22 protein-coding genes are annotated in these 17,698 nt (G+C 64.6%); 11 read left to right on the top strand and 11 right to left on the bottom strand.

The features are described from left to right. Positions 1 to 75: 75 nt before the first annotated feature. Entirely contained in the window at positions 76 to 1,179 is a 1,104-nt protein-coding gene (locus tag ACZY0R_RS19400; RefSeq protein WP_488860448.1) for a substrate-binding domain-containing protein, read from the top strand. Here the strand turns inward: ACZY0R_RS19400 and fdxA are convergent. The 4 genes from fdxA to ACZY0R_RS19380 form a co-directional block, all read right to left on the bottom strand. Next, positions 1,176 to 1,520 (bottom strand): ferredoxin FdxA, encoded by a 345-nt coding sequence (gene fdxA, locus ACZY0R_RS19395; RefSeq protein ID WP_488860446.1) that lies wholly within the window; start codon positions 1,518 to 1,520, stop codon positions 1,176 to 1,178. The two genes, ACZY0R_RS19400 and fdxA, sit on opposite strands and share 4 nt — an antisense overlap. A gap of 132 nt (positions 1,521 to 1,652) precedes the next feature. After that, a complete protein-coding gene (locus ACZY0R_RS19390; protein WP_488860444.1) occupies positions 1,653 to 1,973 on the bottom strand; it encodes a hypothetical protein in 321 nt (106 codons plus the stop codon). A 93-nt stretch (positions 1,974 to 2,066) separates the two neighbouring features. After that, complete coding sequence (locus ACZY0R_RS19385) at positions 2,067 to 3,764, bottom strand: M30 family zinc metallopeptidase (RefSeq protein WP_488860442.1); 1,698 nt, start codon at positions 3,762 to 3,764, stop codon at positions 2,067 to 2,069. A 188-nt stretch (positions 3,765 to 3,952) separates the two neighbouring features. Continuing rightward, a complete protein-coding gene (locus tag ACZY0R_RS19380) occupies positions 3,953 to 5,266 on the bottom strand; it encodes a cation:proton antiporter (RefSeq protein ID WP_488860440.1) in 1,314 nt (437 codons plus the stop codon). Between ACZY0R_RS19380 and ACZY0R_RS19375 the strand changes: the two genes are divergently transcribed. Beyond that, positions 5,248 to 5,628: a DUF1289 domain-containing protein gene (locus tag ACZY0R_RS19375; protein ID WP_488860438.1), complete on the top strand. Its 381-nt coding sequence runs from the start codon at positions 5,248 to 5,250 to the stop codon at positions 5,626 to 5,628. The two genes, ACZY0R_RS19380 and ACZY0R_RS19375, sit on opposite strands and share 19 nt — an antisense overlap. Before the next feature lie 97 nt (positions 5,629 to 5,725). Here the strand turns inward: ACZY0R_RS19375 and ppk2 are convergent, their stop codons facing one another. From ppk2 to hisN, 4 genes are all read right to left on the bottom strand, one after another. Next, positions 5,726 to 6,643 carry a polyphosphate kinase 2 gene (ppk2, locus tag ACZY0R_RS19370; protein ID WP_045236673.1) on the bottom strand — a complete coding sequence of 306 codons (918 nt, stop codon included), beginning with the start codon at positions 6,641 to 6,643 and terminating at the stop codon, positions 5,726 to 5,728. 83 nt (positions 6,644 to 6,726) lie between these two features. Further along, entirely contained in the window at positions 6,727 to 7,746 is a 1,020-nt protein-coding gene (locus tag ACZY0R_RS19365; protein WP_488860436.1) for a transporter, read from the bottom strand. 118 nt (positions 7,747 to 7,864) lie between these two features. After that, a complete protein-coding gene (locus ACZY0R_RS19360; protein WP_488860434.1) occupies positions 7,865 to 9,118 on the bottom strand; it encodes an Hsp70 family protein in 1,254 nt (417 codons plus the stop codon). A 132-nt stretch (positions 9,119 to 9,250) separates the two neighbouring features. Then, entirely contained in the window at positions 9,251 to 10,042 is a 792-nt protein-coding gene (hisN, locus tag ACZY0R_RS19355; RefSeq protein ID WP_488860432.1) for a histidinol-phosphatase, read from the bottom strand. A 401-nt stretch (positions 10,043 to 10,443) separates the two neighbouring features. Between hisN and ACZY0R_RS19350 the strand changes: the two genes are divergently transcribed. The 4 genes from ACZY0R_RS19350 (at position 10,444) to ACZY0R_RS19335 (ending at position 14,146) form a co-directional block, all read left to right on the top strand. Next, positions 10,444 to 11,082, top strand: a complete 639-nt coding sequence (locus ACZY0R_RS19350) for a cytochrome b/b6 domain-containing protein (RefSeq protein ID WP_045236670.1) — start codon at positions 10,444 to 10,446, stop codon at positions 11,080 to 11,082. Between the two features lie 57 nt (positions 11,083 to 11,139). Further along, on the top strand, positions 11,140 to 11,913 hold the full coding sequence (locus ACZY0R_RS19345; RefSeq protein WP_488860430.1) for a molybdopterin-dependent oxidoreductase: 774 nt from the start codon (positions 11,140 to 11,142) through the stop codon (positions 11,911 to 11,913). 64 nt (positions 11,914 to 11,977) lie between these two features. Then, positions 11,978 to 12,244, top strand: a complete 267-nt coding sequence (locus tag ACZY0R_RS19340; protein ID WP_045236668.1) for a hypothetical protein — start codon at positions 11,978 to 11,980, stop codon at positions 12,242 to 12,244. A 399-nt stretch (positions 12,245 to 12,643) separates the two neighbouring features. Further along, a complete protein-coding gene (locus ACZY0R_RS19335; protein WP_488860428.1) occupies positions 12,644 to 14,146 on the top strand; it encodes a tripartite tricarboxylate transporter permease in 1,503 nt (500 codons plus the stop codon). 367 nt (positions 14,147 to 14,513) lie between these two features. Here the strand turns inward: ACZY0R_RS19335 and ACZY0R_RS19330 are convergent, their stop codons facing one another. After that, positions 14,514 to 14,735 (bottom strand): hypothetical protein, encoded by a 222-nt coding sequence (locus tag ACZY0R_RS19330; RefSeq protein WP_035860877.1) that lies wholly within the window; start codon positions 14,733 to 14,735, stop codon positions 14,514 to 14,516. A gap of 177 nt (positions 14,736 to 14,912) precedes the next feature. Continuing rightward, positions 14,913 to 15,050: a hypothetical protein gene (locus ACZY0R_RS19325; protein WP_200876690.1), complete on the bottom strand. Its 138-nt coding sequence runs from the start codon at positions 15,048 to 15,050 to the stop codon at positions 14,913 to 14,915. Between the two features lie 239 nt (positions 15,051 to 15,289). Between ACZY0R_RS19325 and ACZY0R_RS19320 the strand changes: the two genes are divergently transcribed. Together ACZY0R_RS19320 and ACZY0R_RS19315 are read left to right on the top strand one after the other, a co-directional pair. Continuing rightward, on the top strand, positions 15,290 to 15,559 hold the full coding sequence (locus ACZY0R_RS19320; RefSeq protein ID WP_035860875.1) for a hypothetical protein: 270 nt from the start codon (positions 15,290 to 15,292) through the stop codon (positions 15,557 to 15,559). Positions 15,560 to 15,777: 218 nt separating this feature from the next. Then, positions 15,778 to 16,020, top strand: coding sequence for a hypothetical protein (locus tag ACZY0R_RS19315; protein ID WP_045236666.1), 243 nt, complete (start codon positions 15,778 to 15,780; stop codon positions 16,018 to 16,020). A 58-nt stretch (positions 16,021 to 16,078) separates the two neighbouring features. Here the strand turns inward: ACZY0R_RS19315 and ACZY0R_RS19310 are convergent, their stop codons facing one another. After that, entirely contained in the window at positions 16,079 to 16,279 is a 201-nt protein-coding gene (locus ACZY0R_RS19310) for a hypothetical protein (RefSeq protein WP_045236665.1), read from the bottom strand. 557 nt (positions 16,280 to 16,836) lie between these two features. On the opposite strand from ACZY0R_RS19310, the gene ACZY0R_RS19305 reads away from it, so the two are divergent. The 3 genes from ACZY0R_RS19305 to ACZY0R_RS19295 all read left to right on the top strand — a co-directional run bounded on the left by ACZY0R_RS19305 (position 16,837) and on the right by ACZY0R_RS19295 (position 17,694). Next, a complete protein-coding gene (locus ACZY0R_RS19305; RefSeq protein ID WP_488866052.1) occupies positions 16,837 to 17,064 on the top strand; it encodes an isochorismatase in 228 nt (75 codons plus the stop codon). A gap of 73 nt (positions 17,065 to 17,137) precedes the next feature. Beyond that, the gene (gene infA, locus ACZY0R_RS19300; protein ID WP_006157957.1) at positions 17,138 to 17,359 is read left to right on the top strand and encodes a translation initiation factor IF-1; all 222 of its coding nucleotides are present in this window, start codon (positions 17,138 to 17,140) and stop codon (positions 17,357 to 17,359) included. 80 nt (positions 17,360 to 17,439) lie between these two features. Then, complete coding sequence (locus tag ACZY0R_RS19295) at positions 17,440 to 17,694, top strand: hypothetical protein (RefSeq protein WP_035860870.1); 255 nt, start codon at positions 17,440 to 17,442, stop codon at positions 17,692 to 17,694. Positions 17,695 to 17,698 lie beyond the last annotated feature (4 nt).

Genomic DNA, 17,698 nt, shown 5'->3' with positions numbered 1-17,698 from the left:
TTTTTCGGTTGATCTGCCTCTTTCAGCGGACTATAGGCAGTTGGCCGCGTTCGAGCAATATGCTATTTTTCTCATATGATTCGCATCTCGATCCTGCCCCATCTGCAAATTCGCGACGACCAGCAAGGCGCCGGCCCGGCACTCGACGTGTCCCGCCTGGTGGCCTTGCTGGGCCTGATTGAAAGCACCGGCAGCATCAGCCAGTCGGCGCAGGCAACCGGGCTGTCCTACCGCTACGCCTGGGGCATCCTGCGCGATGCGGAGGCGCTGTTCGGCGGCGCGCTGATTGCCAAGACACGGGGCCGCGGCACCGCGCTCTCGCCACTGGCCCAGCAACTGGTATGGGCCAGCAAACGCATTGCCGCGCGGCTGTCCCCCACGCTGGAAAGCCTGGCGTCGGAACTGGAGATAGAGCTGAAGAAGCTGGTCGACCAGTCAGGCCCCACGCTGCGGCTGCACGCCAGTCATGGATTCGCGGTGGCCGCGTTGCACGATTTCCTGGATGCGCACCAGGTTCGCCACGACCTGAAGTATTGCGGCAGCCTTGAGGCGGTAGCGGCACTTGCGCAGGGCGCTTGCGATATTGCGGGCTTTCATGTCCCGATCGGCGAATTCGAGCAAAAGACGCTGGATCGCTTCGCCACGTGGATCCGCCCGGAGACGCATCTGCTGATCCACCTGGCGGTGCGCTCGCAAGGCATCTTCGTGCGCCCCGGCAATCCGCTGCAGGTCAACACGCTGCAGGACCTGTGCCGCGCCGATGTGCGCTTCGTCAACCGGCAGACTGGTTCCGGCACACGGCTGTTGCTGGATCTGATCCTGGAAGCACGCGGGATCGACAGCAGCCGGATCGAGGGCTACAGCAATGGCGAGTTCACCCATGCGGCGGTGGCTGCCTATATCGGCAGTGGCATGGCGGATGCGGGGTTCGGCGTGGAAACGGCGGCGCGGCGCTTCGGGCTGGATTTCGTGCCGGTGCTCAAGGAGCGGTATTTCTTTGCGATCGAGCGGGAGCGCCTGCAGAGCCCGGCGCTTGCCGGCGCCGTGGCGGCGCTCAGGAGCGGCAGCTTCCGGCAGGTAGTAGATGCCCTGCCCGGCTACGACGGCAGCTTGACCGGCACGGTACTGACGCTGGATGAAGCCTTTCCCGAGGACGCCGGGGGACGCCGCCAGGGCTAGGACTGCGCGGCATCCTTGAGCAGCATGGGCAGCTTGTTGTCCTGTCCGGCCCATTGTTCGTGCCCGGGCAGCGGGCCCTTGGCCTTGAGCAGCGGCTTCCAGCCAGCCTGGCGCGAGAGTTCAGCGTTGAGGGCCAGGAAATGCTGCTGGCCGGCTGGCAGATCCTCGTCCGAGTAAATCGCGCCCACGGGGCACTCAGGCACGCACATCGAGCAATCGATGCATTCGTCGGGATTGATCACAAGGAAATTCGGCCCTTCGTGGAAGCACGACATGGGGCAGACCTCGACGCAGTCGGTGTAGCGGCACTGGATGCAGGCATCCGTAACGACGAAGGGCATGAGGCTGGGAGGCGCGGAAAGACAGCGGCAAGGATAGCGTTGCCGCGCCGGCACGGGGGAGACGTGCTTTGTGCGAGTCAGTCAAAAGACTTCATATGCGCCATCAGGATCTCGCAGCTTGCCGGCGTCCGCCTACCGCGAAGGCGCGCCCGGCGCGGCGTCCACATGTTCGACGCGAATGGCCGGCGCCCAGGTGCCTGGCTGGTTTGCGCGCAGCACCACGCCGGTTACGGTCACCCGCTGGCTTCCCAGGGCCTGGGCCTGTTCCACGGGGAATTTTTCGAGAACCCATGCCTCGCCGTCGGCGGTAACCAGCACAGGCTGCTGGAACAGCGCGCTGCCCTTGACCATGACCGTGCCCGTCAGCGCAATGGACCTGCCGGCGGGCACCGCATGCACGCACGCGGCAAGCACAACGGACAGTGCGGCAATCAGGATCAGGATTCGGTGCATGAGGTTCGATGGCTTGGCAGGCCGGGCGGCGGATGCCGCCGCCCGGGGGCCGCCGGAGCGGATCCGGCGTGTCCGCGCGTTGCGCGTTCAGTATCAGTACACCACTACGGACAGCGTGGTGCCAGCCGGCACGCGCACCGTTTCGCTGTACGTCGCGCCCACATTGCCGCGGACTACCGGGAAGCTGCCGTACGGCTGCAGCGTGGCGGCGACCGCGCTGGGCAGCTTGCGCACCGAGCGGTACTTAGCCAGGTCCGGATCGATCAGCGGCAGCGTAAAGCCGCCGTCGACGCGGGCCGGGTAGCCGTAGCGCGCCGGCGAAGAGGCCGCAGGCATCAGCGAGTTGCTGGTGACGGCCCAGCGCAACAGTTCCTGGTCGAAGCCGGAGTCCGGACGCGCCGCCTTGATGGCCTGGTCGAGCACGGTCTTCGAATCCATGCTGCTGGTGCGGCTCAGCAAGTCCTTGTAGAAGGCCAGGCCAAGCTGCCGGTCGAGGAAGCCGCCAAAGCTGCCCGACACCGAATAGCTCTCGCAGGTCGCGCCGAAACCGGTGAACTGCAGCAGATTGCAGTTGAAGTTGCCATTGCCTTGCGACACGTAGTCGAGGAAGCGCACGTCACGGATCGCGTTATAGCCGGGATCGATGCTGTAGCTGGCGAAGTCCTCCATCATCATCGCGGACATTTCTTCCAGCCAGGTATCGAATGCATACTTCTGGCCGGCCTTGACACCGCGGCGATAGAAGTTCTGCATATGCATTCCCTCATGCGCCATGGTCATCTTCATTGCCTTCATGCCTGCTGCGCCGGCCAGCTGGAGCGTCTCGGAGTCAAGATAGAGCGACAGCGATTCGTTGCTGCGCGCATCCGAGGCAGCCGTCAGGTTATGCAGTCCCCAGAAATAGCCCACGGTACCGCCCGGCCTGCCGTTCTTGTCAAAGTTAAGGATGACGATATCGATCGGCTGGCCACTAGCGGCAATGAGGTTGTTGTAGCTGTGCGCGCCCCACAGCGGGCCGCCGACCTGGGTCAGCATATCGTAGATGCCGCCGGCGCCGATGAAACTGCTGAGCAGTTCGTCGACGATTGTGCTGCCGATATTGGACGTTTCGGCGTTTTCCACCCAGATGTTGACGACCGTCCCATCGCCTGCCGGCAGTTGCCGGGTCAGCGTAGCCAGGCGGCGCGTGCCGTCGGTGTGATACCAGCTCTTGGTGTCGCCTTGTACGGAAGCGCGCGGCGGCGGCGGCGCCATCACGGACAGGCTGGCAACGCGCTTGCCGCCGGCCAGTGCCGCCCAGCCGGCGCGATTGAACTCGGCGATATCGCGCCGCGTGCGCTCGTCCTGCGTGGACGACAACGACTCGGCCGACTGGATCGAGAGATTGGCCAGTTCGGACTGGATGACCGACAGCGACAGCGCCGGCATGGCTTGCTCGGCCGCGCCATTGGTGTAGAGCAGCGTCACCGATTTTCCGCTCACGCCACCGATGGAAATCGGCAGATCGGCGGCGGCGCCGGTGGTATTGGAGGCCGACCAGACGCCGACACCCGAGCCCGAGTAATTGCTGCCGTCCGCGGCGCTGCAGCCGTTGCATGCCGGAGCGAGGGCCGGCATGACCGGCACCGCGGGCACAGAGGGCACAACGGGCACAACGGGTGCGCTGCTGGCCGGCGCAGCCGTCTGGCTGGTAGCGGGTGCATCGCCACCGCCGCCGCAGGCGGCGACCGTGGCGGCGGCAAGCCATGCTGCGAGCAAGCCTGCGCGGGGGCGGAAAGTGGTTCCCGTCATACTGAAAACTCCGATTTTTGTTCTTTGGCTGCCGGCACCGGCAGACGATGCCGGGGCCAGAACAAATATCGGCATCCGGGGACAAGAGCTTTAGGAACCGGCGTCATTGCCGAGCGTGCAAACCGTCCTGGCATGGGTACGGCGCAGACCGCGCAATCGTGCAGGAGGTGGCCGCGAAGCCGGCGGCTTCAGGCCTTGGCGGCACCGCGCCAGCGCCGGTACATGGCCATCAGCGGCGTCGCCGATGAACCATGCAGGGCCACCGACAGCACCACCACGCACAGCGTGGCGTCGGCCAGCAGGGCCGCGTAGCGGGGATCGGCGCCGTGCGCCAGGGCAAAGGCGAGGTAATAGACCGAGCCGATGCCGCGCACGCCGAACCAGGCAATGAGCCGCCGCTGCGCTGGCTGCAGCGCGACCCCGATGGTGGATATCGCAACGGCAAGCGGACGCACGGCCAGGATCAGCGCGAGCCCCAGGGCCAGGTATTCCCCGCGCAGCAGCCGCGTGGAAAGCAAGGCGCCCACCACCACCATCACGCTAAGCTCGGCGAGCCGCTCCAGGTCCAGCGAGAACTCGCTGACGGTATGCGCCAGGTAAGCGGCGGCCTTGTCCTGGTGCACGGCCGCCCGCTCATGTTCGGCAGGCGTCATTGCGCCCAGCACTTCGTCGGGCGCGACGTCCTGGTTCTCCTCGTGCTCGACATGACGCATGGCGATGCCGGCGGCGAACACCGCCAGGAAGCCGTAGCCATGCACCGCCAGCGCGGCGCCGTAAGCCAGCCCGATCAGGCCGATGGTGAAGAAGCTCTCCATCCCCAGCGCGCCGCCGAGGCGCTTGCGCAGCGCCAGCACCACGCGGCTACACAGCCAGCCCAGCCCCCAGCCCACCGCCAGTCCCGCCAGCGTGGCCCACAGCAGGTCGAGCCATAGCCAGCGCAGCCAGGCAGCGCCCGGTTCGTGCGCGCCCGGCAACCCAAGCGCCAGCATGACGAAGGGAAAGGCGGCGCCATCGTTCAGCCCGCCCTCCCCGCTCAGGCTGAACCGCGTCCGGTCACGGTCCTGCGTGTCGTCGACCTGCACATCCGAAGCCAGCACCGGATCGGTGGGCGCCAGGATGGCCGCCAGCAGCAATGCCACGCCGGGCGGCAGCCCCATTGCCCAGACCCCGATGACAGCCAGCATGGCAATGGTGAGCAGCATGCCCAGCGTGGCCAGCCGCAGCGGAAGGCGCCAGATGCGATCGCGCGGATGCGCGCGCAAGCGCAAGCCCACCGCGAACAGCGAGACCAGCAGGGCGATTTCCGTAATGATCTCCAGCACCGCCATATGCTCGCGACGGGTGATGTCGAAATGGATCAGGCCGAAGCCGAACGGGCCCAGCAACATGCCGAACAGCAGGTAAAGCGCGGAGAACGAAATGGGCAGGCGCTTCACCACCGAGCCGATCAGCCCGATGGCGACAAGTAGCGCGCCGATGATCCATGCCCAGGTGCCGAACAAGCGATATCTCCCATGGCAAGCGCGTTCACGAAAGGACGCCGGCCGCAGGTCTGCGCGGGCACGCTGGCGCGGCGTCCATATTGCTGCGCCCCACTCATGTGCATGCGGCAAGCCCGTGGCGCCAGGCCCCGCGGCGCGCTACAACAAGGGGACACCGTACGTCTATGCAAGGTATATGCAAGAATGGCCGGCAGCGCTCGAAAAAATCACCTGCGAGGAAGCCTTGCCCATGCAAGGGCTGCCTGCGCACGCACGCGGAATGCAAGGCGTGGAAGGAACTCAAGAAGAAGCGGCGGCGGAAGATCATCGAAGCCAGGCCGCGGCGCGAGGCCGAGTTGCGGCACGCGAAGAAGACAGACTGAGGCGAGGCGGAAGCGCAGGCTTCGGCGGCGCCCGGGGACCGGGCGCCGGGGGCCGGGGATCTGGCAGGGCAATGCTGGCGCGGCCCTGCCCGGATGATCAATAGACTTCCGGCACGATCATGGTGTCCGGCACCGGCTGGCGCATGTAGTCCTCGTGCCGCTCGCGCTGCGGCAGCACCACGGGCGGCTGCGCGCGCTCCTCGTAAGGCATCTGCCGCAGCAGGTGATGGATGCAGTTAAGGCGCGCCTTCTTCTTGTCGACCGCCTGCACCACCCACCACGGCGCCTCGTCAATATGCGTGCGCTCCAGCATGACTTCCTTGGCACGGGTGTAGTCCTCCCAGCGCCGGCGGGATTCTAGATCCATCGGGCTGAGCTTCCACTGCTTGAGCGGATCGTGGATGCGGCTCAGGAAGCGCAGGTGCTGCTCCTCGTCCGAGATCGAGAACCAGTACTTGATGACCTGGATGCCCGAGCGCACCAGCATGCGCTCGAACTCCGGCACCGATCGGAAGAACTCTTCGTACTGGTCGTCGGTGCAGAAACCCATCACGCGCTCGACGCCGGCGCGGTTGTACCAGCTGCGGTCGAACAGCACGATCTCGCCCGCCGCGGGCAAGTGCGAGACATAGCGCTGGAAATACCACTGCGTGCGTTCGCGATCGTTGGGCGCGGGCAGCGCGGCCACGCGGGCCACGCGCGGGTTGAGCCGCTGGGTGATGCGCTTGATCACACCCCCCTTGCCCGCCGCGTCGCGCCCCTCGAACAGGATCACGACCTTGTGGCCGGTCTCCACCACCCAGCTCTGCAGCTTGACCAGTTCGCCCTGCAGGCGGAACAGTTCGCGGAAATACTGTCGGCGCGCGGCGCGCTCTTCATCGTCCAGCCCGCCGCCGCCCTCGCCGAACAGCGTATCGACATGGTGGTCTTCCAGCTCCAGTTCGAGCTCTTCGTCATAGTGATCGGCCACCTCGCGGTGGATGCGCCGAATCAGCTCGTTCTCGTCTGGTCTCATCGCTCACTCCTGTTCGCAACAACGCGGTGACGGGCAGGCTAGCAGCAGGTTATGACGCCCGCATGAAATCCCTCCCCGGGACGCTAGTAATCCCCCTGCTTGCGGAAAGCCCAGCGGCCGGCCAGCACGGTGAAACTGGCTACCAGCACCACCAGCACCCAGAAGCCGTGCGGATGATCGGCCAGCGGAATGCCGCCCACATTCATGCCGAAGAAACCCGCCACGATATTGATCGGCAACGCCAGCACGGTGACCAGCGTCAGCGTGAACAGCGTGCGATTCGTCTGCTCGTTGAGCTTGGCCGCGATTTCTTCCTGCAACAGCTTGATGCGCTCGACCAGCGCGGCCAGGTCGTTGAGCACCAGCGAGAACTCTTCCGTCGAGTCGCGCAGGTCCTGGATATCCTGCTCCTGCAGCCACGCCGGCGGACGGTTGAGCAGGCGGAACAGCGCGCCGGGCTCGGGCGCGAGCAGCCGCTGCAGGCGCACCAGTCCGCGCCGCATGGAGCCGAGTTCGGCGCGGTTGCCATGCAGGCGCTGCGAGAGCAGGCGGTCTTCGACCTGGTCCACGGTGCCGCTGGTTTCGCGCACGATGCGCACCAGCACATCGGCCTGGTCGCGCAGCAAATGCACCAGCAGCGCCAGCGGCGTGTGGAACAGCTCGCCCTGCCGCACCGAGGCGCGCAACTGGTCGACGGAGCGCAGGGGCTTCATGCGCGCCGTCACCAGGATGCGGCGGTCGGCGCAGGCCCATAGCGTGGAGATGTCGGTGGAACTCACGCCGAAGTTGTAGATCACGTCGTTGACCACCGCAAGGAGCGCCACGTCGAGCCGCTCGATGCGGGTGGAACGCGAGCCTTCGCGCAGTGCTTCGAAAAACCCTTCTGGCAGGTCGAGCTGGCTCTTCAGCCAACGTTCGCAGGCGGTGTGCGACAGGTTGAAGTGCAGCCAGAGAAACTCGTCGCCCGACGGGGGCTGCTTGAGCCACATGGCCGCGGCGGCGGAATCCATGGGCTGGCCCGGCTCGCCGGGCAGGAAGCGGAAGCCGCTGACCAGGCCGACCGGATCGGAGCCGTAGCTGGCTTCGACGATACCCGCATGCATGTGGTGCCTCTTCGATAGCGCGTATTCGCGAAGATGGGACATTAGCACGAGGGGATGAACGCATGAAGGCCGGCGCGCGGCGCCGGCCTTCAATGAGTCACTGCCGGACGCGAGGCGCTTAGCCGAACTTGCGGCGCGCATCCAGCGCGAGGCCGGAGCCAATGCCGCCGAACAAATCGCCCTCGATCCGCTGCGCCCCCGGGATCAGTTCGGACAGCCGCTCGCGCAGCAAGGGCACGCTGCTCGAGCCGCCGGTAAACAACACCGTGTCGATCGCGTCCGCCTGCACGCCCGCATCGCGCAGCAACGCTTGCACCGTTACCTCGGTCTTGCCAACCAGCCTGCCGATGGACTGGTCAAAGTCCGCCCGGGTGATCGCCATGGTTTCTCCCGGCGCGATACGTCCCAGGTCGAGTTGCGTCTGCGCTTCGCCCGACAAGGCAATCTTGGCTGCTTCCACCTGGATCGCCAACCAGTGGCCGGCGCGCTGCTTGATCAGGCTGATCAGGCGGTCGAGCTTTACCTTGTCGGCCGCGTCGCGATAGTTGTCCATCACGTGCGACCACGCCTTGCGCGTGTACACCAGGTTGATGGTGTGCCAGCTGGCCAGGTCGAAATACTGCCCCGAAGGCATCGCTTTGCCGTTGCGCAGTTCGCTGCCCAGCCCCAGGAACGGCATCACGCTCGCCAGGCTGAGGCTCTTGTCGAAATCCGTGCCGCCGATGTGCACGCCGCCATTAGCCAGGATATCGCCGCGCCGGTCGGTCTTGCCGGCGCGCTCGGGCGACAGGCGGACCAGCGAGAAGTCCGAGGTGCCGCCGCCGATGTCGGCCACCAGCACCAGTTCCTCGCGGGAGATCGTGGCTTCGTAGTCGAAGGCTGCGGCAATCGGCTCGTACTGGAACTCGATGTCCTTGAAGCCGGCGTCCGCGGCGATTTCGCGCAGCGTCTGTTCGGCAAGCTGGTCGGCCTTCGGGTCTTCGTCGATGAAGAACACGGGGCGCCCCAGCACGACCTTGTCGAAACTCGCGCCGGCCGAGGTTTCCGCGCGCTGCTTGAGTTCGCCGATGAAATGCGACAGCAGCTTGCGGAAAGGCATGGCCTGGCCCATGACTTCGGTGCTGTCTTCCATCATCGAAGTGCCCAGCAGGCTTTTCAGCGAGCGCATCAGCCGGCCTTCATAGCCTGCCAGGTAATCGCCGAGCGCGGCCCGGCCGTAGCTGACCAGCGGATCCTCCGAATGAAAGAAGATCACCGAAGGCAGCGTGAACCTGCCATCTTCCAGCGGCAACAGCGTGGGTTGTCCCGGCCGGCACCAGCCCACCGTGGAATTGGACGTGCCGAAATCGAGGCCGCAAGCGTTTGACATCATGTTTCTGGTTTCTTCCCTACTGCATAGTTAAGTCCGGGCCGGGATGGCTGGCCGGGGTGACTTTTCCCGCGCCGGACGTCGCGGCCAGCATGATAGCAAGCCCGGCATCCTCACCCGCGGCCTTCGACGTGATCAGGCAGGCGCATTCAGCAGCGCCAGTATCTGCTGGTGCAATTGCCGGTCGCCGCAGGCCACCACGGTGCCGCCCTGCTGTGCGTCGCCACCGGTCCAGCTCGTCACGACGCCGCCGGCGCCTTCCACGATGGGAATCAGCGCCTGCACATCGTAGGCCTTCAGGCCGGCTTCCACCACGGCATCCACATGGCCCGCGGCGACCATGCAATACGCGTAGCAGTCACCGCCATAGCGCTGCATCCTGGCGGCATCGGCCACGCGGCGAAATGCGACGAACTGCGCTGCATCGTCGAACATTTCCGGCGTGGTGCACATCACCTTGGCCTGCGACAGGTCGGCGCAAGGCCGCGTACGCAGAGGCTGGCCGTTAAGCCAGGCCTGCCGGCCGTCGCCGCTGAAGCGCTCGCGCGTGAACGGCTGGTCCATGATGCCGAGCACCGGACGCTGGCCATCGTTGAGCGCGATCAGCGTGCCCCACAGCGGCAGCCCGGTGATAAAGGCACGGGTGCCGTCAATGGGGTCGAGCACCCAGGTCAGTGGCGAACTGCCGGCCACGCGGTCTTCTTCCTCGCCCAGGATGCCGTGCTCCGGATACCGTGCCCGGATCAGGTCGCGCATGGCGCGCTCGGCGGCCTTGTCGGCCTCGGTGACCGGATCGAAGCGGCGGCCGCCCTTGTCCTCCACCGCAGGCGCGCTACGGAAGTACGGCAGGCTGGCGTTGCCCGCCGCCTGCGCAAGGCCCGTGGCGAAGTCCATGTATTCGATAAGCTGCTCGGCGGTCAGAGGCATGCGGAGATCCTGGATCCGTGGGTGGTGGCTGGGAGACGGATGGCGCGGCGCGGCCGAAGCCAGCACGCGCAGCGTTGCGTTGGGCGCGCTGCCCGCCAGCATTGTAGCGGCACCCGTGGCCGGACTGCCCAGGCTGGGGTGGCCAGGCAGGGATTACCTTTGGTGTCCCGCCGGCGCGGTGCTACTGTGAAGCTAGGGTAGCCGCCCATGCGTCGCCCGACAGTCCGTTCCTCCTTTCGCCGAGCCAGCTGAGTGACTTTGGGGATACCCATTGCCGACGCGCCCGCGTGCCAGAAAGATTTTCCGTTTCGCGTGTAAGTTCGTGCCGCCACCGTCGACAAAGGCACACAAACCGTTTGCATCAGCACTCGCTGCCGCCACGGGAACATTGGAGAACGACGGTGGATACTGCCTCCCAGCTATCGCGGCCCGCGCCCGGCCGCCACGGACATGCGTCCGCCTCCATCCAGCCGGCATGGGTGCGCCTGACCCACTGGCTCAACGCCATAGCCATCATCATCATGGTGATGAGCGGCTGGCGCATCTATAACGCATCGCCGCTGTTCGGCCTGCACTTCCCCAAGGGCATCACGCTCGGCGGATGGCTTGGCGGCGCGCTGCAATGGCACTTCGCGGCCATGTGGCTGCTGGTCGCCAACGGGTTGTTCTACCTGCTGATGAACGCCATTACCGGACGATTCCGCCGCCGCTTCCTGCCGCTGTCGGTGCGCGAGGCATTGCGCGATGTGGCCGCGGCGCTGCGTGGCAGGCTGGCGCACCCGGACCTGGCCGAATACAACGCGGCCCAGAAGGCCATGTATCTCGGCGTGGTGCTGGTCATCGTGCTGACGGTGCTGTCCGGCCTGGCGATCTGGAAATCGGTGCAATTCCCGCTACTGCGTGACCTGATGGGCGGCTACGACGCCGCGCGCTGGGTCCATTTCGTGTGCATGAGCGCCATCGTGCTGTTCACCGCCGTGCATGTGGCCATGGTTGCGCTGGTGCCGCGCACCTTGCTGATCATGCTGCGCGGCCGCTGAACGCCATCCCGCCCGCCATCCCGCCAAATCCAGAGAGCCGCCTCGCGGAGAATTGCCATGAACAAACCCAAACCCATCGTCACGCTCGACCGGAACCTGATCCTGCGCGATGCCGTGCGCGAACTCGATATGCCCTCGCGCCGCCTGTTCGCCAAGCGCGCCGTCACGCTGGGCGGCCTGTCGATGCTGACCGGCTGCAGCCTGACCGACGATGCCTCGGTGGAACGCTTCCTTACCGCGGTATCGCGCTTCAACGATCGCGTGCAAGGCTGGCTGTTCGATCCCGGCCGTCTCGCGCCTACCTACGACGAATCCCGCATCACGCGCCCCTTCCCGTTCAATGCTTTCTACGGCGAAGATGAAGTGCCCGAGGTCGACGCCAGCGATTTCCGCCTGGAAGTGGGCGGCCTGGTGGCACGCAAGGCGTCCTGGACGCTCGACCAGCTCTACGCGCTGCCGCAAACCTCGCAGGTCACCCGGCATATCTGCGTGGAAGGCTGGAGCGCCATCGGCAAGTGGGGCGGCACGCCCTTCTCCGAGTTCCTGCATCGCGTGAGCGCCGACACCAGCGCAAAGTATGTGGGCTTTCGCTGCGCCGACGATTACTTCACCAGCATCGACATGCCCACCGCGCTGCACCCGCAGACGCTGCTGACCTTTACCTACGACGGGCAGACACTGCCGCCCAAGTACGGCTTTCCGATGAAGCTGCGCATGCCGACCAAGCTTGGCTACAAGAACCCCAAGCACATCATGGCGCTGTACGTCACCAACACGTATCCCGGCGGTTACTGGGAAGACCAGGGATACAACTGGTTCGGCGGATCCTGATCCGCTTGAAATTGGCCGGCATGGTGCCGGCTTGCACACTGGCTATCAACCCAAGGAGAACACCATGAACAAACTGTTCGCAACCGCACTGCTCTCAACCGCCATGCTGTTTGCGGGTCACGCTTTCGCCCAGGACGCCATGAAGAAGGATGCCGCGCCCATGGCCAACGACAGCAGCATGGCAAAGGACACCATGAACAAGGACGCGATGAGCAAGGACAAGACGAAGAAGAGCAGCGACAAGATGAGCAAGGACAAGACGGGCAAGGACAGCATGAGTAAGGACAGCATGAGCAAGGATGCCATGGGCAAGGATGCAATGAAGCAGTAAGCGGAAAGGCAGCCTGCTTGCCAGCCGGGCTGGCTGGCGGCCGGCAATGTGACGACGCCCCGTCTTTTGCGCGGGGCGTCGGTGTTTCCGGCACGCGCGAACCGCAAGCGCCACTCGCTGCACATCGGAATGCATCAGGACATACCCGCAGCGCCCTCCGCTGAAAGCCGGATGAAAGCACGCAAGCCTACCGTGCTTGGTAAGCCATTGAGGCGCGCCCGACATGCGCGCACTTGCTGTCGATGACGATCTGCGGCGGAAACCTGCACAGCGACCCGCTGCGCCGGCGTCCTCCGATTCGCGCGCAAATTCAAAACACAGCGCGCGGCCTGGTCCGCGGCCTCCGCCTTACGGCGGATGCTCCGCCCGGGTTTCACTGCAGGCAAGGGAGACAGCCTCATGGAACTATTCGAACACCTGGCCCTTGGGTTCTCCACGGCGCTGACACTGCAAAATCTTGGCTACTGCTTCCTCGGCTGCCTGCTGGGAACGCTGATCGGCGTGCTGCCCGGCATCGGGCCGCTGGCCACCATCGCCATGCTGCTGCCGGTGACCTACACGCTGCCGCCGGTGGCCGCGCTGATCATGCTGGCCGGTATTTATTACGGCGCGCAGTACGGTGGCTCCACCACCGCCATCCTGGTCAACCTGCCGGGCGAATCGTCGTCCGTGGTGACCACCATCGACGGCTACCAGATGGCACGGCGAGGGCGAGCTGGCGTGGCGCTGGCCACCGCCGGCCTGGGCTCGTTCTTTGCCGGCTGCGTGGCTACCCTGATCCTTGCCGCATTCGCTACGCCGCTGTCGGAACTGGCGTTCAAGTTCGGGCCCGCGGAGTACTTCTCTCTGATGGTGCTGGGCCTGATTGGCGCCGTGGTGCTGGCCTCGGGCTCGCTACCCAAGGCGGTAGCCATGATCGTGCTTGGGCTGCTGCTGGGCCTGGTCGGTACCGACGTGAATTCGGGCGCGGCGCGCTTCTCCTTCGACATTCCTGAACTGACCGATGGCGTCGACTTCGTCGCGCTGGCCATGGGCATGTTTGGCTTCGCGGAGATCATCGCCAACCTGGAACAGAAGGAGCACCGCGAGACCTTCACCGATCACGTCACCAACCTGTGGCCGACCAAGGCCGACTTCAGACGCATGGCGCCTGCCGTGTTGCGCGGCACCTTCCTGGGCTCCGCGCTGGGCATCCTGCCGGGCGGTGGTGCGGCGCTGGCGTCGTTTGCGGCCTACTCGCTGGAAAAGAAGACCTCGAAGTACTCGCATGAGTTCGGCAAGGGCGCCATCGAAGGCGTGGCAGGTCCGGAATCGGCCAACAACGCCGCTGCGCAAACCTCCTTCATCCCGCTGCTGACGCTGGGCATTCCGCCCAACGCGGTGATGGCGCTGATGGTGGGTGCGATGACCATCCACAACATCCAGCCGGGCCCGCAGGTCATGACCAGCAACCCCGCGCTGTTCTGGGGCCTGATCGCCTCGATGTGGATCGGCAACCTGATGCTGATCATCCTGAACCTGCCGCTGATCGGGATCTGGGTCAAGCTGTTGCAGGTCCCTTACCGCTTCCTGTACCCGGCCATCCTGGTGTTCTGCTGCATCGGCGTGTACTCGGTCAACAACCAGACCTTCGACGTATTTACGGCGGCTGGCTTCGGTGTGATCGGCTACCTGTTCATCAAGCTCAAGTGCGAGCCGGCGCCACTGCTGCTGGGGTTCGTGCTGGGGCCGATGATGGAGGAGAATTTCCGCAGGGCGCTATTGCTTTCACGTGGCGAGTTCACGGTATTCGTGACCCGTCCGCTGTCGCTGGGCTTGCTGATTGCCGCGGCGCTACTGGTCTGCATTGTGGCGCTGCCGTCGATCAAGGCCAAGCGCGAGGAAGCATTCCAGGAGGAATGACACGCGCTGGCGGGTGCCTCACCGGTAACAGTGCTAGGGAAAGCACAGCCACGCGCCTACACTGAGGAGGTGCCGGTCCGGCACTGTCGGTCACCGAGGGGGGTACTTCATGAATTATTGTCCCAGGCCGCCTGGTCAGCGGAAAACGCCGGCCACGCCCTGGAAGACGCACTTCCAGCAACCCGGCGAGAAAGGCCGGACCTCCCAGCCCGGCCAGTTCGATCCGCGAACCGAGCAACCCGCCGACAAGAAATAGCATCAGCGATGCGATAGCGTTTTCAGGCCCGTGCCGCCATGGCTGCGGGCCTTGTCGTGTTATCGCGCGTAATATGCTCTCGGGCCGGCCGGATGGCCGGTCATGTTCCCGCTACGACGCGCTGTGCGCTTCCGCGCGGTCGTGTCCCGCCCAGGTCAGGCGCCATCCGGAGGTGGCCGTCTTGGCCACCAGGCCTGAATCCTGAAGCAGCAGCAAATGGTGACTTAGCTTGGATGCCTCGGCATTGCCCAGCGCCTTGGCGAGTTGAAGATCCGTCATCATCGCCTGGCTGTCGGACCGTAGTGCTGACAGCACCCGGTCCGCGAAGGACATGTCACGCCTCATCTTGCACTCCCGCTATTTTGAACGCCCTGAAGGCTGACTAGCGAACGTCGCATCATCAAGCGATGCCAGGCGCTGGGCGCGCGCATAGCGGCGACACCCGGGCCTCCTGCCAAGGGGCAGGAATGGCAAGGTCCGGCCTGACGCACCGCTTCAATCCTGCCTCGATTACTTCTTCTTGCCCGTTGCACCATCATTGCCGACACGCGACTGGACTGCACCGAACGGGGCGGCAGGGGCGACCGGCTTCTTGGGTTGCTTGGGCTTCTTGGTTTCGCGATTGCCGCGTAATTGACCTTTGGCCATGGTGATGCTCCACGAGTGAGTTACTGCATTGCTTGCCAGGCGGCAGATCCAGCATACCCGCTTACTCCCGCACTCAGGGAATTATCACGCGCAGCGGGAAGCGTTTCGCACCACGAAAATCGCCATTCGCTATCGCTATCGGCTATCGCGCGATAACCGCATCGCCTTCCATTATGCGGAAAAGTAAATCGGACACCACCGGGCAAACAGCGTATGCTCGTTGAAGAAAGGAGATCAACATGTCTCAAAATCATGCGATCTACAAGGGGTTCAAGGTTTCGGCCAATGTGCGTCGCTCGTTCGACGACAGCCCTGATGCCGAACTCGCGCGGGCGAAATTTCTCGCGACAGTGACCATCACCCAGGTCAGCGGTGACAGCGGTTCGCTCAGGCTGGTGCCCCCGCTGCTTCAGCATATCGCGCAAACGCCGCACGATGCCATCGACCTGGCCGTGTCTTATGCCAGGACCGTCATCGACGATATGTCCACCTTCGTCAAACGCAAGTAATCCCGCCCCCGCGCTTGTTTCTCCCGTCCGATGCCCGCGCGCTCCAGCGACGCCCCACCGGCGTCTTCCCACGACGCGGCATCCGCCGGCATCCACGCACGGCCTTCACCCCGGCCCCTCGATTCGCCCGGAATTGCAGTCCATCGCGCGGCCGCCCTGACCGGCACAGCCGCAGCCACGCCCGGCAACACTTCCCCACGAAAACACAGGAGACGACTATGGAAAGACAAATCAAGAACAAGGCGGAGTTGCGCGCGATGATCCGCGCAGAGCAGCAAAAATGGACGGAATGCAACGGTGCCTGCTTTGGCGACGTATGCTGGCATGCGCCGGATGCAGGCGGATGCAACTGGGACCTCTCGACCATGGAAGGCGGCGACAGCGCCGCCTGCCTGCAGAAGATCCGGCCTTTCACGACCGCGCTGCGCGAGCAGTACAACATTCCCAACGAAGGAAAATAAGGCGGGCGAGCGTCTGGCGCGCTGAATCCGGGATGCGTTGCAATCGGGATTCAGGACATTATTCGACCAGGCGCTCGATCCGTGCCTTGGCATTTTCCAGCGCATCGGCCCTGGCCAGTTCGCGCGTGCCGAATGCGCTGCCCTGGTTTTCGAAGCGGCCGTGCGTGTCCAGGGTGTAGATCCAGTGCCATTGACCAAAGGTGCGCTGCGTCAGCTCGAAGTTGACGTAGTGCCCCCTATAGAAAAAACTCTCCGGCATCGTCCACCTCGCGCTGTTGCGGCCTGCCCGGCGCCCGGCCCCGGCATCCCTGGGATACGATTGGCGGCGCGTCGCCACGAAAGTGCCGCAAGCGGCGCCACGCGCAACACCTTGCCTATCGTACGCCCAAATCCGGACGCAAGCGCCGATAGACGGAAAATGGTATCATTGACCATCTTGGCCGTTTGCCGACCGCATCTAGTCATCGGCGCCAACGTGCCGGTCGCCGTACATCATCAGAACATTAACGGCGGCCTGTCGGGCGTACACCCGATTCGTTCAGGGCGGCAACCGCCCATCACCCTTCCGACCCGGCGGCATGTCCGCTCCGCAACCTGTGCGCATGTACCTGGCGCATCAGCCTGCGCAAGCACGGTCCACTCATCACCAGCCACCTTCCTCGCGCAACAGCGCAGGGCCTGACGCGGCTGGCAACTCAATCACGGCGACCGATCGCCCCAAGAGAGCACGCGGCGCACCATGAGATGCGCTCAACGTCGCCTCAGATCGTCCGCCCGCACAAGGGCAGCACTTTGAATCAAAGCATCAATCAAGGCATCAACCGCAGCAACCGCAGCAATCCGTACACCGTATCGGTGTACCCAATCCAACAAGAGCCAGGCGTGTGGTTTGCGACCTACCTGATCGCCGAATACAAGAACGGCTCCGAATGCATCGTCGCCAACGTTTCGATGCGCCATGCCACGCATGGCACCGAAGCCCAGGCAAAACAGGCCGCCCGACGCGCGGCCGAGAGCGTCGCTGCCGGCATGCGCCTGCAATAAGCCGGCCACATAAAAGCAACCCGCATGCGTCTAAACCTAATGTGCAGCAGCACTTGCTGCAAAAGGATCATCCTTGGCTAAAGAAGAACTGGTGGAATTTGGTGGACAAGTATCGGAAGTATTGCCGGACAACCGCTTCCGCGTCATTCTGGAAAATGGTTTCCAGGTGTGGGCATATTCGTCCGGCCGCCTGAAGAAGAATCGCATTCGTATCCTGGCCGGCGATCGCGTGACGCTGGAAATGTCGCCCTACGACCTGACCAAGGGCCGCATCAACTACCGTCACAAGTATTGATACCAAGGCCAGACACGCTGCCGCGCCGTCAGGCTGTAGACCCGCGGCCCCCTCCCAACTCTCTTATGAAAGGAAGAAACATGTCGATCAGCGAAGAATGGGAAGAGATGCACCTGACGCCGGGCGGCTGGGTAGGCGGAAGCTACCGCCACGTGCCGGGACCCGAGGTCACGGTGGAACGCCCGGCCGATGAAGTGCTTACCGTACGCAGGCATGTGGCCGCCACCTACTGTGGCCCGTCGCGCGCAACCGAAGACAGGACGCCGCGCACGGAAGATATGGCACTGATCGAAACGCTGCTGGCACGCTTTGGCAGTCCGGCGTTCGGGGTCTAAGCTC

It is taken from the genome of Cupriavidus sp. F041, assembly GCF_057814235.1.
This window is presented reverse-complemented; position numbering and strand designations above follow the sequence as displayed.

Bases quoted from the DNA above. Each gene is read 5' to 3' on its own strand.
- ACZY0R_RS19400 (WP_488860448.1), top strand. From the start codon at position 76: ATGATTCGCATCTCGATCCTGCCCCATCTGCAAATTCGCGACGACCAG.
- fdxA (WP_488860446.1), bottom strand. From the start codon at position 1,520: ATGCCCTTCGTCGTTACGGATGCCTGCATCCAGTGCCGCTACACCGAC.
- ACZY0R_RS19390 (WP_488860444.1), bottom strand. From the start codon at position 1,973: ATGCACCGAATCCTGATCCTGATTGCCGCACTGTCCGTTGTGCTTGCC.
- ACZY0R_RS19385 (WP_488860442.1), bottom strand. From the start codon at position 3,764: ATGACGGGAACCACTTTCCGCCCCCGCGCAGGCTTGCTCGCAGCATGG.
- ACZY0R_RS19375 (WP_488860438.1), top strand. From the start codon at position 5,248: ATGCCCAGGTGCCGAACAAGCGATATCTCCCATGGCAAGCGCGTTCAC.
- ppk2 (WP_045236673.1), bottom strand. From the start codon at position 6,643: ATGAGACCAGACGAGAACGAGCTGATTCGGCGCATCCACCGCGAGGTG.
- ACZY0R_RS19365 (WP_488860436.1), bottom strand. From the start codon at position 7,746: ATGCATGCGGGTATCGTCGAAGCCAGCTACGGCTCCGATCCGGTCGGC.
- ACZY0R_RS19360 (WP_488860434.1), bottom strand. From the start codon at position 9,118: ATGATGTCAAACGCTTGCGGCCTCGATTTCGGCACGTCCAATTCCACG.
- hisN (WP_488860432.1), bottom strand. From the start codon at position 10,042: ATGCCTCTGACCGCCGAGCAGCTTATCGAATACATGGACTTCGCCACG.
- ACZY0R_RS19345 (WP_488860430.1), top strand. From the start codon at position 11,140: ATGAACAAACCCAAACCCATCGTCACGCTCGACCGGAACCTGATCCTG.
- ACZY0R_RS19340 (WP_045236668.1), top strand. From the start codon at position 11,978: ATGAACAAACTGTTCGCAACCGCACTGCTCTCAACCGCCATGCTGTTT.
- ACZY0R_RS19335 (WP_488860428.1), top strand. From the start codon at position 12,644: ATGGAACTATTCGAACACCTGGCCCTTGGGTTCTCCACGGCGCTGACA.
- ACZY0R_RS19330 (WP_035860877.1), bottom strand. From the start codon at position 14,735: ATGTCCTTCGCGGACCGGGTGCTGTCAGCACTACGGTCCGACAGCCAG.
- ACZY0R_RS19325 (WP_200876690.1), bottom strand. From the start codon at position 15,050: ATGGCCAAAGGTCAATTACGCGGCAATCGCGAAACCAAGAAGCCCAAG.
- ACZY0R_RS19320 (WP_035860875.1), top strand. From the start codon at position 15,290: ATGTCTCAAAATCATGCGATCTACAAGGGGTTCAAGGTTTCGGCCAAT.
- ACZY0R_RS19315 (WP_045236666.1), top strand. From the start codon at position 15,778: ATGGAAAGACAAATCAAGAACAAGGCGGAGTTGCGCGCGATGATCCGC.
- ACZY0R_RS19310 (WP_045236665.1), bottom strand. From the start codon at position 16,279: ATGCCGGAGAGTTTTTTCTATAGGGGGCACTACGTCAACTTCGAGCTG.
- ACZY0R_RS19295 (WP_035860870.1), top strand. From the start codon at position 17,440: ATGTCGATCAGCGAAGAATGGGAAGAGATGCACCTGACGCCGGGCGGC.